19 protein-coding genes are annotated in these 14,092 nt (G+C 37.4%); 11 read left to right on the forward strand and 8 right to left on the reverse strand.

The genetic code is table 11. The features are described from left to right. Position 1: 1 nt before the first annotated feature. From CDOMF_RS04275 to CDOMF_RS04300, 6 genes are all read right to left on the reverse strand, one after another. Positions 2-301 carry a Cys/Met metabolism pyridoxal-phosphate-dependent enzyme gene (locus CDOMF_RS04275; RefSeq protein ID WP_170018386.1) on the reverse strand — a complete coding sequence of 100 codons (300 nt, stop codon included), beginning with the start codon at positions 299-301 and terminating at the stop codon, positions 2-4. Then, positions 301-627 carry a hypothetical protein gene (locus tag CDOMF_RS04280; protein WP_260952617.1) on the reverse strand — a complete coding sequence of 109 codons (327 nt, stop codon included), beginning with the start codon at positions 625-627 and terminating at the stop codon, positions 301-303. Before CDOMF_RS04280 ends, CDOMF_RS04275 begins: the two co-directional genes overlap by 1 nt. Before the next feature lie 25 nt (positions 628-652). After that, positions 653-1,342, reverse strand: a complete 690-nt coding sequence (locus tag CDOMF_RS04285; protein ID WP_260952618.1) for an aminotransferase — start codon at positions 1,340-1,342, stop codon at positions 653-655. Beyond that, on the reverse strand, positions 1,332-1,670 hold the full coding sequence (locus tag CDOMF_RS04290; RefSeq protein ID WP_169975018.1) for an HMA2 domain-containing protein: 339 nt from the start codon (positions 1,668-1,670) through the stop codon (positions 1,332-1,334). The genes CDOMF_RS04285 and CDOMF_RS04290 overlap by 11 nt, the downstream gene beginning before the upstream one ends. A gap of 78 nt (positions 1,671-1,748) precedes the next feature. Then, positions 1,749-3,917 (reverse strand): heavy metal translocating P-type ATPase, encoded by a 2,169-nt coding sequence (locus tag CDOMF_RS04295; protein ID WP_260952619.1) that lies wholly within the window; start codon positions 3,915-3,917, stop codon positions 1,749-1,751. Next, complete coding sequence (locus CDOMF_RS04300; RefSeq protein ID WP_260952620.1) at positions 3,914-4,348, reverse strand: Fur family transcriptional regulator; 435 nt, start codon at positions 4,346-4,348, stop codon at positions 3,914-3,916. Before CDOMF_RS04300 ends, CDOMF_RS04295 begins: the two co-directional genes overlap by 4 nt. Positions 4,349-4,527: 179 nt before the next feature. Here CDOMF_RS04300 and CDOMF_RS04305 point away from each other — a divergent pair, with 179 nt between their 5' ends. Next, a complete protein-coding gene (locus tag CDOMF_RS04305; RefSeq protein WP_169943090.1) occupies positions 4,528-4,737 on the forward strand; it encodes a hypothetical protein in 210 nt (69 codons plus the stop codon). 24 nt (positions 4,738-4,761) lie between these two features. Here CDOMF_RS04305 and CDOMF_RS04310 read toward each other — a convergent pair whose 3' ends face one another. After that, positions 4,762-5,418, reverse strand: coding sequence for a lipid-binding SYLF domain-containing protein (locus CDOMF_RS04310; RefSeq protein WP_170018380.1), 657 nt, complete (start codon positions 5,416-5,418; stop codon positions 4,762-4,764). 92 nt (positions 5,419-5,510) lie between these two features. Between CDOMF_RS04310 and CDOMF_RS04315 the strand changes: the two genes are divergently transcribed. The 10 genes from CDOMF_RS04315 to CDOMF_RS04360 all read left to right on the forward strand — a co-directional run bounded on the left by CDOMF_RS04315 (position 5,511) and on the right by CDOMF_RS04360 (position 13,593). Beyond that, positions 5,511-6,317, forward strand: coding sequence for a M23 family metallopeptidase (locus tag CDOMF_RS04315; RefSeq protein WP_260952622.1), 807 nt, complete (start codon positions 5,511-5,513; stop codon positions 6,315-6,317). Between the two features lie 70 nt (positions 6,318-6,387). After that, complete coding sequence (locus tag CDOMF_RS04320; RefSeq protein WP_260952628.1) at positions 6,388-6,735, forward strand: DUF1104 domain-containing protein; 348 nt, start codon at positions 6,388-6,390, stop codon at positions 6,733-6,735. A gap of 183 nt (positions 6,736-6,918) precedes the next feature. Beyond that, a complete protein-coding gene (locus CDOMF_RS04325; RefSeq protein WP_260952630.1) occupies positions 6,919-7,422 on the forward strand; it encodes a DUF1104 domain-containing protein in 504 nt (167 codons plus the stop codon). A gap of 104 nt (positions 7,423-7,526) precedes the next feature. After that, the gene (locus CDOMF_RS04330; protein ID WP_260952633.1) at positions 7,527-8,189 is read left to right on the forward strand and encodes a response regulator transcription factor; all 663 of its coding nucleotides are present in this window, start codon (positions 7,527-7,529) and stop codon (positions 8,187-8,189) included. Next, entirely contained in the window at positions 8,182-9,294 is a 1,113-nt protein-coding gene (locus tag CDOMF_RS04335; protein WP_260952635.1) for a sensor histidine kinase, read from the forward strand. The genes CDOMF_RS04330 and CDOMF_RS04335 overlap by 8 nt, the downstream gene beginning before the upstream one ends. 100 nt (positions 9,295-9,394) lie before the next feature. Further along, a complete protein-coding gene (locus tag CDOMF_RS04340) occupies positions 9,395-10,003 on the forward strand; it encodes a trimeric intracellular cation channel family protein (RefSeq protein WP_260952636.1) in 609 nt (202 codons plus the stop codon). 11 nt (positions 10,004-10,014) lie between these two features. Beyond that, positions 10,015-11,178, forward strand: coding sequence for an acetylornithine transaminase (locus tag CDOMF_RS04345; RefSeq protein ID WP_260952637.1), 1,164 nt, complete (start codon positions 10,015-10,017; stop codon positions 11,176-11,178). Continuing rightward, entirely contained in the window at positions 11,162-12,151 is a 990-nt protein-coding gene (locus CDOMF_RS04350; protein ID WP_260952638.1) for an SAM-dependent methyltransferase, read from the forward strand. The genes CDOMF_RS04345 and CDOMF_RS04350 overlap by 17 nt, the downstream gene beginning before the upstream one ends. After that, positions 12,151-13,020, forward strand: coding sequence for a fumarylacetoacetate hydrolase family protein (locus CDOMF_RS04355; RefSeq protein WP_260952639.1), 870 nt, complete (start codon positions 12,151-12,153; stop codon positions 13,018-13,020). Before CDOMF_RS04350 ends, CDOMF_RS04355 begins: the two co-directional genes overlap by 1 nt. 30 nt (positions 13,021-13,050) lie before the next feature. After that, positions 13,051-13,593 carry a ClbS/DfsB family four-helix bundle protein gene (locus CDOMF_RS04360; RefSeq protein ID WP_260952647.1) on the forward strand — a complete coding sequence of 181 codons (543 nt, stop codon included), beginning with the start codon at positions 13,051-13,053 and terminating at the stop codon, positions 13,591-13,593. Positions 13,594-13,713: 120 nt separating this feature from the next. On the opposite strand, the gene CDOMF_RS04365 is transcribed toward CDOMF_RS04360, so the two are convergent. Next, positions 13,714-14,010 carry a helix-turn-helix transcriptional regulator gene (locus tag CDOMF_RS04365; RefSeq protein WP_260952648.1) on the reverse strand — a complete coding sequence of 99 codons (297 nt, stop codon included), beginning with the start codon at positions 14,008-14,010 and terminating at the stop codon, positions 13,714-13,716. Between the last annotated feature and the right edge of the window lie 82 nt (positions 14,011-14,092).

Genomic DNA, 14,092 nt, shown 5'->3' on the forward strand with positions numbered 1-14,092 from the left:
TTTATTCCTCTGGATTTATTAATTTCTCGGTTAGTATTATGCCGCCAATTCCTACAGCTGCACTAACTGCCGCACCGATATAGTTTCCCATAACGAGTCTATTTGATGCACTGATAGCGCAAGCCGTAGCTAAACCGCCCTGAATACTTAGTTTTATTGTTTTTTTGGTTGCTTGTTTAGAGCTTATATTGCCTTTTTTATATTCATTATAGCTAAGCCCGCCAATTGTAATTCCGGCTATTAGAGCACCACTTATAAGGTGGTCCATAGGAAGCCTTGCGGTAGAAGTCAATGCTCTCATTATTCAGCTCCGTCCGTTACTTCTGGAGTTGTTTGAACCGGAGCTTTTTTAGCTCTTGGGGCTCTTTTTTTCTTTGTAGCCTCTTTGGCTTTTTTATCAGCTTCTATCTCTTCAGGCGTTCTTCTTTTACGTCTTTTTTTCACTTCTTGTTTTACTTCGGTTGAAATTTTTTCAAATTTTTCTGTCGCAAATTCTTTAACATCCTTCGCTGCTTCCTTACTCTTTTCTAATCCGCATTCTAAAGCAGATTTAACCTTTTTTCTATTATTAAAAGCAACAACGACTAATCCGCCCACTGCAAGTCCTGCTAAAAATGGTAGTGCCATCTTAAATCCTTTATCATTGGTATTGTTAAACATCTTCTTTCTCATCCTCTTTGTTTATCATTTTATTTATTAAAATCCCAGCCATTCCACCTACCGCAAGTCCGCTAAAAAACGAGAAATTAGGGTTATTAAGAAGCTCTACGATATCTTCTTGACTACCTCTTCCCGAAGCTATACGCTCAACTCTTTTACTCATCTCTGTAAATACGTTTTGGTTAAATCCGCTAAAGCCGAAATTATTTTTTGATCGATCTTCTTTATATTCTTTATGGTCATCATCGCAATCGTCATCTTTTTTGTAATCGTAATCTGCAAAATTCGTCTGTCTTGTCGCGCCAAGCTCTTCATAAAGCCTTATTTTGAGTGCTGCGACATATTCGTTATAAGAGGTAGCCCACAGTCTAAAGCATATATCTCTTAAATTTTCATCTTCTACTTTATCTGTCAACGTCTCATAAAAAGCATTTAATTCTATCTCGTAATTTAATGCTTTTATAAGGCAGTTTTCAAGACTTTGATTATTTAAACCATCAAAATAACACTCTACAGGTTCATTTGATTCGTAACCGCTTAACAGCATTAAGCCGCTATTTTTGATGGCTAAAATTTGAGCGAAAATCGGATCCTTATCCTTTAAGTTCTCATAAAGCCTAATTCCTCTAAGCTCAAATATATAGGCTGCTTTTACGATCTCTTTTAAGTTTTCATCCTGCATATGCGCTCCTTGCAAGCTCATTTATGGTTTGAGATATTTTATCTAAATTTCTACCTGCCAATAGATCGTCCCAGATATCTTTTGGAAAAATCGCGGAATCATACTCTATCGTTACAGAGCCTATTAGCTGGTTAAATTTTACATTTTTTATACCATCTATTTTTTTTATTATCTGATCTATCTTGTCTAAATTTAGATTACTAGCCTCGTCTTTTATCTTTGCGCTGACTCTTACTCTAAGGCGTCCTGAGGTATGATGAATCGGCGTAAAATATGAGGTTATCTTTACAATAAGATCCGGTAGTATTAAATTTGGTGCTACACTCAAAGTTCTCTCCTTTTTATCTTTGCGTTATTATCGGCTTCGTATGCTTAATTGTAACTTAAAGTTTTTTGCATATCGTTATCATTTTTTAATGCTAATTCTGCTTGAATTCGCAATGATTCCTGCAGTATGAGCGATATGCACTAGACCCGCTCCGGCTGGACTTAGCACGCCAAGAGCGCCAAGTGCCGCTCCTAGCATATTTGTGCTTGTGCCGATATTGTAGTTTTGTTTTACTACACGAAGTGCAAAAGCGCTTAAATCGTGAAGTTTGACTATGTCAATAGGGCGAGAGTTTGTGATGGCTATGTTTGAAATCTCTATAGCGGCCTCGCTTCCGCCACTGGCAAAGGATATTCCTATATCGGACTTACTCATAGCCAAGGTATCATTTACTCCGTCTCCTATCATCACGACTTTACCATAGTTTTTAAGCTTTTGAATTATTTTTGCCTTATCATCAGGCATTAAAGAGAAGTAGATATCGTCAAACTCAAATTTCTTTGCAAATTCTTTGGCCACTTTTTCATCATCTCCAGTTAATAGTACAACTTTTTTACCTCGCTCTTTTAGCGCCTTCACAGCTTCTATACTTCCTGTTCTAATCTCATGCTCATAGATTATAGCTCCCAAAATTTCACTATCCCTGGCAAGGTATATGATTGTATTTTCGCTTGTAAATTTAGGAATTTTAAAATTTTGTATTTTTACCTTATATTTTCTCATTAGATTTAGATTACCTAGTAAGAATTTGCTGTCTTCAAATTTAGCTTTGACTCCAAGACCGGGCAAAATTTCGCTTTTAAAATGGATATTTGCAGAGATGTTTAAGCCCTTGGCATATTCGTTAATAGAGACGGCAAGAGGATGCGTGTTGTGATGCTCTATGCTTGAAGCTATTTTAAAAAACTCTTCTTTTGTTATCTTGCTTATTAGTTTAAAGCCTACTATCTTTGGTTTGCCTGTAGTAAGTGTTCCTGTCTTATCAAAGCAAAATATTTCGCTTTGACTGACATTTTCTAAGTACTCTCCACCTTTTATCAATATTCCGTCTTTTGCGGCTCTTGCTATGGCTGCGCTTACGGCAGAGCTTGCAGCAAGCACCGTAGAGCAAGGGCAGCTCATTACTATCATGACACTAAAAGCTCTTAAAAATGAACCAGTCACAAAAAATGTCCCGACACTTAAAGCCGAGCCGATTTTTAGCACTTTTTGAGCTAGTCTATCAGCGCTTAGCTCGCTTTGGCTTTTATTTAAGAGATTTTTTTCAACTTCGCTTATGATTCTGGCTATATACGTTTCATTTCCTGTTGCGCTTACTTTTATGTAAATTCTTCCTTTTTCAACTAAAGTATTTGCAAACACGCTATCGTTTTTCTTTTTATATACACTCTCGCTTCGTCCGTTGATTATAGCTTCGTTTATCTCCGCACTTCCATTTATGATAACTCCGTCGGCTACTATTTTTTCTCCACTTCTGCATACTATTATATCGCCATCTTTGACATCTTCTAAAGAGACTTCGACTTCTAAATCGCCTTGCAAAACATAGGCTTTTTTGACATCCAGGCTGATTAGCTTATGAATTTCCGCACGTGATTTGTTTGCCGTATACTCTTCAAACAGCATGCTTCCTCTAAGAATATAAATTATCTCAAATGCAGCCGTTACCTCTCCGCCCAAGATCGCTATAAGAAGTGCAAATGCAATGAAGCCTTGCAGACTCATTTTTTTCTCTTTTAGCTCTTCTAGCCCCTCTTTTATAAGAGGAATTGCTGAGTATATGCTAATAGCTCCTATGGTAAGCTTGGCAAGCAGTCCAAGAGGCGTAGCCATAATATGCTCTTTTACGAAAACACCTACGGCTATTAAACTAAGAGCGCCGAAATTTAGTAGCTTTTTTCTCCAGCTAGATTCTGACACTAAATTTGTAGAGCAGTGCAAGCAGGCATTGCATGCCGGAGTCGAAATTGTTAAAGACTTTGATTTTTCTATCTTTTTTGAGATTTTTTGGCTCTCTTTTTGTCCAGCAACTGCAAAATTTTTCTCCAGTTTTGTTAATATCTCATCTAAATTTATAATATTTTGATCAAAATGTATTATTAGAGAGTTGCAGTATTGGTTTAGTCTTATGTTTTTTACTTTTTTTTCTAAAATTTTATTAATTTTTTCAAAATTTTTAGGATTAAATTCCGGAGATTTGAGTCTAATTCGTCCGTTTATATGAGCTTTTACAACTATTTGCGTCATTTTTGACACTCTTTACAAATTCCATATAATATCATCGTATGGCCTTCTGTTTTAAATTTTTTGTTTTCGCAGATTATGTCTTGTCTATTTTCTATGGTTTCATCGTAAAAGCTTACGATTTTACCGCATTTAGTGCATATTAGGTGGTCGTGATGAGAATTTAGATTTAGTTCAAATTTTTTGATTCCACTCTCTTCAAAAGATATCGCCAGTCCAATCTCCTCTAAGAAATTTAAAAACTGATATATTGCCGTTAAGCTAATATTTTCTTTAAATTCACGATAAAACCTCTCTTGTATCTCGGCAGCACTAAGGTGATCATCGTTAATATACAAGATTTTTAAAACCCCTTCCTTTTGGCTTGAATTTTTATAGTTAAAATCTTTTAAAAAGGTAGAAAATTTTGAGTAAAAATTTTCAAAATTTTGCATATAATCGCCACTCTTTATTCTAAATTCATAATTGCTATCATGATTATAATAAAATAAGCTGATTTGCGAATAAATTTGCAATTTTTATATAAAATTTTTATAAATTTTAAGAAAATTTGATAAGCAAATATAAAGGTTTTTTTGGCATAATTCCGCAAAAACTTTCAAAAAGGCAGGATATGACATACGACGAGCTTGAATTAGACGCCGTTTTGCTTGAAGTTCTAGAGAATAGAGGTAGCTTTGAGTCTATGGATGACGAAGAGCTTTTTGAGCTAATCGAAGAGGTTGCAAAGTATACCGACGGCGATTATGAAGAGGCGTTTGAGTATATGACTCAATTTTCTCCGATTAACAAAAAAAGATTTGTCTCGCTTTATATGGTTTAGCCTTAAGCTAAACCATGATTTTAGCTATTCAAAATATTTATTTATTATCTCTTTTAGTTTTTGAGTATATCTGCTATCTTTAGGTGAGTTATGATAGATATCAGCGATATCATAAATTCTTTCGTAGTAGTCATTTGTATCTTGATTGTTTACTACCATCATAGAAGTGTTTATGCTAACTCCTAAAAACACTCCTTTTGCCTTTCCTCTTTCTAGTACCCATGCGGAAATTTCAGGAAGATCTGTTGAGACTCCGGACTTCTCTCCGGCTCCTAATATAACGGCATCAGCGGTAATATCTATGGAGCCTTTGCCATCAACTAAGCCAGCCCATGATCTGCTTGATTTAAAAAGTAAAATAAGATCAACTGATTTATAACCAGCCTGTGCTCCAAAACCAACACCTTTATAGTCTACAAAGATAGGCGCGCTCCATTCGTTATCATCGTTTCTAGCTACAAAAATTCCCTTTCCGTCATGCCCAGATATTATAAATCCGCTTTTGACCATGCTTGGTATTATTGCTATGCCGGTAATGCCTTTGAATTTCTTATTTTTACTTACTCCAAAGTCGTTAAGTATATTTAGTGAGGTTTTGACCTTCTGACTCTGTGTAAAATCTGCAAGCGCAAATGTAGATAGTGTCAAAATGCAAAGCATAAGCTTAAATATTTTATTCATCAGTATTTCCTTTTTGATAAACTTTAATTGCTATTATATTACTTTTTACTAAATTTTAAAACCGTTTTTTTAATTTTATATAAAGGATTTATATGAAAAGTATATTTTTAATAATTTTTATCTCACTTAATATTATGGCTCAAGATATAATAAACGGAGATATACAGATAGCCCAGATTGAATCAAATTTTGCAGGCAAGCTAACAATAGACGGTAAGCAAAGAGAGTGGCTTGTTAATCCTGCTAATAAAAATGTAAAATTTACCATTATTGCCGCAGGATATTATAAAAAGGGTGAAATAGTTTTAAGAAGCGATTTTAATGGAGATATAGATGAGATTGTTTTTAAAGTTATTAATGGTCAATACAAGAAAGAAAAGATAAGTGTCGAGAGCTCAAAAGTCGCACCTCCAAAAGAAGTATTAAAAAGAATCGAGGAGGAGAGGGATGAGGCTAATAAAATTTATTCAACCAGCACTCCTGGATTAAAATTTAATACAGCTTTTATGCTTCCTATGAGTTCGGTTATAACAAGTCCTTTTGGCACCGCAAGAGTTTTTAATGAGCTTGTTAAAAGCTATCATTCAGGAACCGATTTTCGCGCAGCCGTCGGCACTCCTATAGCCTCTAGCAATGACGGCGTAGTCGTGATCGCTAAAGATAGATACTACGCTGGAGGCTCTGTGGTGATAGATCACGGAGAGGGAATTTATACGCAGTATTATCACATGAGCAGGATAGATGTGAAGCTTGGCGATGAGATAAAAAAGGGCGAGGTCATCGGACTAAGCGGAGCTAGCGGTAGAGTCTCTGGACCGCACCTTCACTTTGGCGTCATCGTAAACGGCGTGCAGGTAAATCCGATAAATTTCATCAAAAAGATAAACGCTCTTTTTTAGTGTGACGACTTAACTTTTTCTTCACAACTTCTTTTTAAAATCTTTTCATAACTTTTATAAGGAGAAAAATATGAAAAGATTAAAAATCATGAGTATATTAGTTGCTCTTAAGGCCTATTTGGGTGCTAAATTTGACAAGGCTCAGTCGTGCGGATTTGCTAAGATGATAAAAAATGCCGATGCTAAAACTTTAGGCGAAATTTCATTTGAGATAGATAAAAGAGCCGGCAAACTCATAGCTGAAGCGGATAGTTCAAAGCAGGATTTTAAGAGCGAATTTGATAAGAGAATTTCTGCTCTTAGCGAGGATGAGCGAGCAAAATTTAAAGAGGAATTTGCAGCTAGATATAACGAAAAAGTGCTAAACTTAAGCGTTAAAGAGGCTCAAGAATTAGGTCTTAAAATTATAGAAAATTGATCTCAAAATTTTAAAAATTTGACCGAAACGGCTCGGTCAAATTTTACAACTCAAAAAACACATAAAAACCAAGATATAAAATTAAAAAATATTTATGAAATAAGTTATGATATAAATTTTACTTAACTTTTTCTTCACAACTTTTCTTTATACTTCACTTACATTTCAACACAAGGAGATAAGATGAAAAAGTTAGCTTTTATCGGCATATTGATTGCCGGAAGTTTGTTTGCAGGCTCAATTAGCGATAGCTCAAATACCCAGCTAAACAGTATGGTGGCAGGTGCGGACGCAAAGACGCTAAGTGAAATTTCATTTGAGATTCATAAGCGTGCTAGCAAGCTAAGCTCGCAAGAAGCGGATATCATAGATGAATTTAGAGAGCAGATGCGAAGCAAGATCTCCGCGATGAGTCCTGATGAGAGAGCGGAATTTATGCAGGAGTATAGAGGCATAATGAGAGATAAGATGGATAGTTTAAGCGTAAAAGAGGCTGGAAAAATGCGATTTTACGCTCATAACGGAGGTCAAAACAGCGGTCACGGTCGGCATGATAAATTTGGCAGAGGACACAATAATCACAAATTCGGGCGTCATTACAACTGCGGCGAATTTGGCTTTGAGTGCGGCAACCAAGGCTATATGAGGCAAGCAAGAGGCTCTGGCTTTGGTTGTATGTGGCAATAAATTTATAGGTCTTGCGCCGTTTGACGTGAGACCTTAAAGCTTAAATTTATGCCTTATTAAAAGCAAAAATAGTAATATCTACAAATTTCGCTTAAGGAGCAAGAGTGGCTAGAATTTTAGTAGTTGAAGACGAGGCGATGCTGCTTGATATGATGTGCTCGTATCTTAGAAGCGAGAATTTCGAGGTGCAGGGCGTTAAGAGCTATGATGAGGCGCTTAGTTTGGCTTATGAAACCAACTTTGATCTGTGGATATTTGACGTTAAAATCATCGGTGGCAACGGCTTTGAGCTACTAAAAGAGTTAAGAGAGGCTAAGAGGCTCACTCCTTGCATATTTACTACGTCACTAAATACGATAAATGACCTTCAAAAAGGCTTTTTAAGCGGGTGTGACGACTATATCAAAAAGCCGTTTGAGCTTAAAGAGCTACTTTTGCGAGTAAATAATATCCTTAAACGAACTTTTGTGCATAATGTAAGCGAATTTCAAAAACTTGATGAAAATTTCAGCTTTGATATGAAGCAAGGAGTGCTCTATAAGGGCGAAGAGGCGGTTAGTATGCCTAAAAAGCAGGCTAAGCTCTTAGTAATGTTGCTTAAAAATAGGGATAGATTTGTCAGCAGAGATGAAATTTATGAGCAAATTTGGGACTACGACGAGAGTCCAAGCGAGCTAAGCTTGCGCGTGTATATCACGGAGCTTCGCAAAATTTTAGGCAAAGAACGCATAGTAAGCGCCTCAAAGCTGGGGTATAAGTATGTTTAAAAAACGCCACGTTTTGCCTATATTTTTGCTCTATTTTTTAACTAGCGTTGCGTTTTTGGTGTTTTTCGGCAAAGTTTTTTATGATAGAGAAAAACACTTCATAATGGACAAGGACGCTTTTGATTTTAGGGATTTTAAGCGCGAACTTCAGATAAAACTTCACAACAACGGCAAGCTTGACGATGATGATTTTGACGATATGAAGGCCTATGTGGTAAATTTAAAGACAGGCGAGGTTATAGAAGATGACTTTAAGCCAAAGCAGGGCATGGGGCGACACCATATCGAGAGTGAAGAAAACGTAGTGCAGTTTAGAGTACATGATAAAAGAGGGCAAAACGAGTATCTGGTAGCCATTAAACGCGCTGATGTTAATGTAAAGCTCTTAGCGCTCAAGGCTCAAATTTTACTCGTTTCGCTCGGTGTTTTGGCGGCGATATTGCTCATAGCCTATCTTATCATTAGGCTTTCGCTTCGTCCGCTTTATGCTAAAATCGAGTTTTTAGACGGCTTTATCCGCGATACGACTCATGAGATAAACACGCCTTTAAGCGTGATTTTGATGAGCATAGAGCTCTTTAAAACCGATCCTGAAAAGTATCTTGGCAACATAAAAACAGCCGCTCACACGATCTCAAATTTATATGAAGACCTAACCATCCTAAGGCTAAATAAAAAATACGAAGAGAACGAAGAGGTAAATTTAGCCCAAATAGTAAGCGAGAGGCTTGAGTTTTTTTCGATAAATTTAAAGCAAAAAGGCATAAATTTAAGCACCGATATCAAGGATGTCGTGCTAGTAACTTCAAAATTTAAGGTGCGAAAGATAGTTGATAACCTCCTAAGCAACGCTGTAAAATACTCAAACGAAGGCGGAAGCGTGAGCGTAAAGCTAGATAAAAAAGCTCTTATCGTCACAAATAGCGGGCAGGGCATAGCAAAGGAAAATTTGCCCCACATCTTTGATCTTTATACTCGCTTTGACGAGACGAGCGGAGGCTTTGGCATAGGGCTTAATATCGTTAAGAAATTTTGCGATGAGCTGAAATTTAAGGTAAGCTGCAAGAGTGGTGACGGTATGACCGAGTTTAAAGTGGCTTTTTAAATTCGCGCCTAAAAACGCTTGGCGAATTTTGGAATTTCAACCAAATTTATAGCTTCAAGATGTAAAATATCATCTAGATTTTTACAAAAAGCGGTGACTTATGGATGTTTTTCTTATCGTTGAGAGTATCGGTATAGCTTCGGCTGCGCTGAGCGGATTTTACTTCGCTATCAGAAAAAATTGCGACTGGCTTGGTATCTTTGTGGCGGGATTTTTGACCGCTCTTGGCGGCGGACTTATGCGTGACGCGATAGTTTCGCGCCCTCCTTATTCGTTTACAAACTACTTGCCGGGGCTCATCGTGGTCGTTATCTTGATAGCTGCGGCGCTTCTTAAGCTCCATAAGCGCGAGGATTTGGAGACTAAATTTTTATTTATCACGACTGACGCCTTTGGTATCGCAAGCTTTTCGATAGTCGGAGCCATCGTCGCACTTGAGTATAACTTCAACTTTTTTGGCGTGACTATGCTTGCACTTTGTAACGGAGTTGGCGGAGGCATACTGCGCGATATCTTGCTAAATGAGGTTCCTTGGTTTTTAAAGACGGGGCTTTATGCGACGGTTTGCTTAACTATCGGCGCGATATATTATCTCATGCACTATCTTGGGCTTACGAGCATTTTTTGGGTGATGTTGCTTTTTGCTTTCGGGGTAGTTTTTAGACTTCTGGCGTATTATAGAGGCTGGCACCTGCCGACACTTGATTAAAAGGAGTAAAAATGTATCTTTTAAACACTTATGCGAGATTTGATTTTGGATTTGAAAGGGGCGAGGACTCTGTGCTTTTTGACGCAAAGGGCAGGGATTATATCGATTTTGCCTCGGGTATCGGCGTAAATTCGCTCGGATACGCTCACAAAAGAGTTGTAAAAACCATAAGCGACCAAGCGGGCAAGATACTTCATAGCTCAAACATATACCGCATAAAACCGCAAGAAAAGCTTGCAAAGCAGATTTCAAAAATGCTTGGCTTTAAAACCTTTAGCTTCTTTTGCAATTCCGGCGCAGAGGCAAACGAGTGCGCCATAAAGCTAGCCAGAAAGTATGGTGCGACAAATTTTAAAGAGAAGAAATTTGAGATCATAAGCCTTGCAAACTCCTTTCACGGCAGAACTCTTGCGACCTTAAAGCTAACCGGTCAAGATAAATTTCATCCCGAAATTTACGCTCCTTATATCGATGGCTTTAAATTTTACAGCAGTATCAGTGAGATAATTGAAAATATAGGCGAAAAAACCGTTGCCGTTATGATCGAACTGGTTCAAGGCGAGGGCGGTATAAACGCACTTGATAAGAGCGAAGTAAAACGCCTCGCAAAGGTTTTGAAAGAGAAAAATTTACTTCTTATAACCGATGAGGTGCAGTGCGGAGTATTTAGAACGGGCGAGTTTGTGACGTCTAAGCTCTACGGCTTAAAGCCTGACATCATAACCTTTGCCAAAGGGCTTGGCGCGGGCGTGCCGATAGGTGCTTGCGTAAGCAAAAAAGAGATATTTGAACCGGGCGATCACGGCTCGACATTCGGTGGAAATTTTTTAGCGACCGCAACCGCGCTAACTGCGCTAGATGAGCTTAAAAAGCTTAAAAAAAGCGGCAAGATAGACAAACAGATAGAAATTTTTAACGAAAATTTAGATGAACTTTGCGCCAAATTTCCAAAAGTTATCAAGCAAAAAGAGGGTCTTGGGCTCATGCTAGGCCTAGTGCTTCATGAAAGCGTAAATTTAGCCGATGTCATAAAGCTAGCCGCTAAAAACCGGGTTTTAGTGCTAAAATCAGGCACAAGTACGCTTAGATTTTTACCGCCTTTAAATATGAAAAAAAGCGAGATAAAAGAGGGCTTTAAAAGACTTCAAAAGGCGCTTAGTGAGTATAAAATTTAGCTCGTATTTTAATGAGTGGCTAAATGAAAACTACTATAAATCCCCCGCTAGAGTAGGTAAAGGCGGGGATTTTTATACTTCCGTTAGTGTGGGACCTCTTTTTGGTGTCACGCTTGCTTATCATTTTTTAAATTTAGTTGAAAAAGGCGAGTTTTCACCACACGCAAATATCGTTGAGATAGGTGCAAATAACGGCGCTATGATGTATGATTTTATAAGCGGAATTTTTACTTTCAGTCCTGAAAATTTAAAAACACTAAAATTTAATATCATCGAACCGCATGAAAATTTAAAAGAGATCCAAGCTCAAAATTTCAAGCAAAAATTTGGAGATGAGGTATACGTAAAGCACTTTAATAGCCTTAAGGAGTGTGAGTTTAACGAGGCTTTTTTCATCTCAAACGAGCTTCTTGACTGCTTTGCTTGTGAGGTGGTGGATGAGGATAAAATGCTTTATGTAAAAGATGATGAGCTCTTTTGGGATGGCATAAATAGCGATACTTTGGCAACTTGCAAAAAATTTGGCGTTAATAAAGGCGAAGTTATGCTTGGGCTTAAGGAGTTTGCAAAGGGTGTCAAAAACTGCGCAAAGAGGCTTAAATTTATCACTTTTGACTACGGAGATATGGCTAGGCGAGATGAGATAACGCTTAGAATTTACAAAGATCACAAGGTTTTTAGCCCTTTTGAGCTTGCAAATTTAAAAGAGTATTTCGGCATAAGCGATATAACTTATGATGTTAATTTCGCGCAGGTTGAAGAGGAGTTTGAAAGCTGCGGGCTTAAATTTAAAAGCTTTAAAAAGCAGTCTGTAGCGATAGTCGAATTTGGCGGTGCAGAGGTACTTGAATACGTGCTTAAAAACGGCGGTGAGAGCGTTTACAAAAGCTTTTTAAAGCAGTTTAAGTTCCTAACTAGCCCTGAGTTTTTGGGCGAGAGGTTTAAAATGATAGAGTTTGATAAGGGGATGTGATGAAATTTGTAACATTTTTTGACGGCTGTGTAAAAACCGGCATAGTAAGCCTTGATGACTCCATCATCAGTTTTGGCGAAATGGGACTTGAAATTAGCGATTTAAATGATTTTATCTCGCGAGCCGGCAAGCAAGACTATGAACATTTAAAAGAATTTAAAAGCCATACGAGCAAGCTTAAATTTAACGAAGCAAAGCTACTTGCGCCTATCATAACTCCTCGTCAAGATATCATCTGTCTTGGCATAAACTACATGGAGCATGCCAAAGAGTCGGCTAAATTTAAGGGCGAAAAATTTGACGGTACGCGTGAGTATCCGGTCTATTTTTCAAAACGAGTTAATGAGGCGGTCGGGCACAATGGCGAAATTTTAGCTCATGAAGATGTCATGCAAAAGCTTGATTATGAAGTGGAGCTTGCACTCATCATAAAAAAAGACGCTAAAAACGTAAGCGAGCAAGAGGCAGGCGAATATGTCCTTGGATACACGATACTAAATGATTTTAGCGCGCGTGATTTGCAAATTCGCCATAAGCAGTTTTACTTCGGCAAGTCGCTTGATACTCACTGCGCGATGGGTCCTGTAGTGGTGACACCTGATGAGCTTGATAGCACAAATTTGGCTATCAAATGCTACGTAAACAATGAGCTAAGACAGAACTCAAATACCTCAAAAATGATCTTTGATGAAAGGTATGTGATCGCCGAGTTAAGCCAAGCGATGACTCTAAAAGCGGGCACCATCATCTCTCTTGGCACGCCAAGCGGAGTTGGTATGGGGCTTGAGCCGCCTAAATTTCTAAAGAGCGGCGACGTGGTGCGTTGCGAGATAGAAAATATCGGAGTGCTTGAAAATATTATAAAGTAAGGTTTGAATGTTTGAAATATAGGAGATAGTATGCCAAGACCTGTAACAAAGAGTGATTTAATAGATGTGGCGACCGAGAACTACTCAATGCTCAGTCTGCTTATTTCAAATTTGACCGAGGTGGAACTAAATACTCCGTTTGATTTTTTAAAGGACAAGAAGAAAAAAGAGGCACACTGGGCTAGAGATAAAAATTTAAGAGATGTTTTAGTCCATCTTTATGAGTGGCACCGACTTATTTTAAACTGGATTAACTCAAATCAAAATGGAGTCGAAAGACCGTTTTTGCCGTTGCCGTACAACTGGAAAACTTATGGCGATATGAATATGGAGTTTTGGAGAAAGCATCAAAAGACTTCGCTAAAAGAGGCGACAGAGCTGCTTCGTAGGTCGCATGACGATGTTTTGAAGCTGGCAGAGTCTTTTACTAACGAGGAGTTATTTTCTAAAAGTGTGTTTAAATGGACAGGCGGAACTACACTTGGCTCTTATTTTGTGAGTGCCACCTCAAGCCATTATGATTGGGCGATGAAAAAGCTAAAAGCACATCAAAAGAGTTGCAAGAGTAAATAATATACGGTGTATTTTACAAAAAAGCAAAATATCCGCACTAGAGCCTAGCTTATCAACGATTTGAAACACCAAATAAATGTACAGATGCTGGAATTACAAAATCATCATCATGACTTGTGCTTATAGCCTATTGTCTGTTTTATAGTTAAAATTTATATGCTTGATGTCTTTGAAAATATCCTCAATATCTATTTTAAGAGCCTTTGAAATTTTATAAATATGCTCTAGGTTAAAATGCTTATTGTATCTATTGTTTTCGCAATTGGAGTAAAAAGCAACAGATTTTATTCCAATTTCAAGAGCTAAATCAAGCTGAGAAATATTTTTTTCTTCTCTAAGAAATCTAATTCTTTTTGATACTTTTTTATAAAAATCTAAAATTTCACCACTATCAGAATTGCTAAAATCTTTTCGCATATTTATCCTATAGGATTAATTTTAGTTTAAATTTTGCAGTGTTATAATTCATTATTCTATATCCCATGGGATAAAATAATTG

This window comes from Campylobacter sp. RM16187 (assembly GCF_025319965.1).
Lineage (GTDB): Bacteria > Campylobacterota > Campylobacteria > Campylobacterales > Campylobacteraceae > Campylobacter_A.

What these genes read in the sequence shown, in the direction of transcription:
- CDOMF_RS04320 (WP_260952628.1), top strand. Translation starts at nt 6,388, where the DNA reads ATGAAAAGATTAAAAATCATGAGTATATTAGTTGCTCTTAAGGCCTAT.
- CDOMF_RS04280 (WP_260952617.1), bottom strand. Translation starts at nt 627, where the DNA reads ATGGCACTACCATTTTTAGCAGGACTTGCAGTGGGCGGATTAGTCGTT.
- CDOMF_RS04305 (WP_169943090.1), top strand. Translation starts at nt 4,528, where the DNA reads ATGACATACGACGAGCTTGAATTAGACGCCGTTTTGCTTGAAGTTCTA.
- CDOMF_RS04335 (WP_260952635.1), top strand. Translation starts at nt 8,182, where the DNA reads ATGTTTAAAAAACGCCACGTTTTGCCTATATTTTTGCTCTATTTTTTA.
- CDOMF_RS04355 (WP_260952639.1), top strand. Translation starts at nt 12,151, where the DNA reads ATGAAATTTGTAACATTTTTTGACGGCTGTGTAAAAACCGGCATAGTA.
- CDOMF_RS04295 (WP_260952619.1), bottom strand. Translation starts at nt 3,917, where the DNA reads ATGACGCAAATAGTTGTAAAAGCTCATATAAACGGACGAATTAGACTC.
- CDOMF_RS04340 (WP_260952636.1), top strand. Translation starts at nt 9,395, where the DNA reads ATGGATGTTTTTCTTATCGTTGAGAGTATCGGTATAGCTTCGGCTGCG.
- CDOMF_RS04275 (WP_170018386.1), bottom strand. Translation starts at nt 301, where the DNA reads ATGAGAGCATTGACTTCTACCGCAAGGCTTCCTATGGACCACCTTATA.
- CDOMF_RS04365 (WP_260952648.1), bottom strand. Translation starts at nt 14,010, where the DNA reads ATGCGAAAAGATTTTAGCAATTCTGATAGTGGTGAAATTTTAGATTTT.
- CDOMF_RS04300 (WP_260952620.1), bottom strand. Translation starts at nt 4,348, where the DNA reads ATGCAAAATTTTGAAAATTTTTACTCAAAATTTTCTACCTTTTTAAAA.
- CDOMF_RS04325 (WP_260952630.1), top strand. Translation starts at nt 6,919, where the DNA reads ATGAAAAAGTTAGCTTTTATCGGCATATTGATTGCCGGAAGTTTGTTT.
- CDOMF_RS04345 (WP_260952637.1), top strand. Translation starts at nt 10,015, where the DNA reads ATGTATCTTTTAAACACTTATGCGAGATTTGATTTTGGATTTGAAAGG.
- CDOMF_RS04315 (WP_260952622.1), top strand. Translation starts at nt 5,511, where the DNA reads ATGAAAAGTATATTTTTAATAATTTTTATCTCACTTAATATTATGGCT.
- CDOMF_RS04310 (WP_170018380.1), bottom strand. Translation starts at nt 5,418, where the DNA reads ATGAATAAAATATTTAAGCTTATGCTTTGCATTTTGACACTATCTACA.
- CDOMF_RS04360 (WP_260952647.1), top strand. Translation starts at nt 13,051, where the DNA reads ATGCCAAGACCTGTAACAAAGAGTGATTTAATAGATGTGGCGACCGAG.
- CDOMF_RS04285 (WP_260952618.1), bottom strand. Translation starts at nt 1,342, where the DNA reads ATGCAGGATGAAAACTTAAAAGAGATCGTAAAAGCAGCCTATATATTT.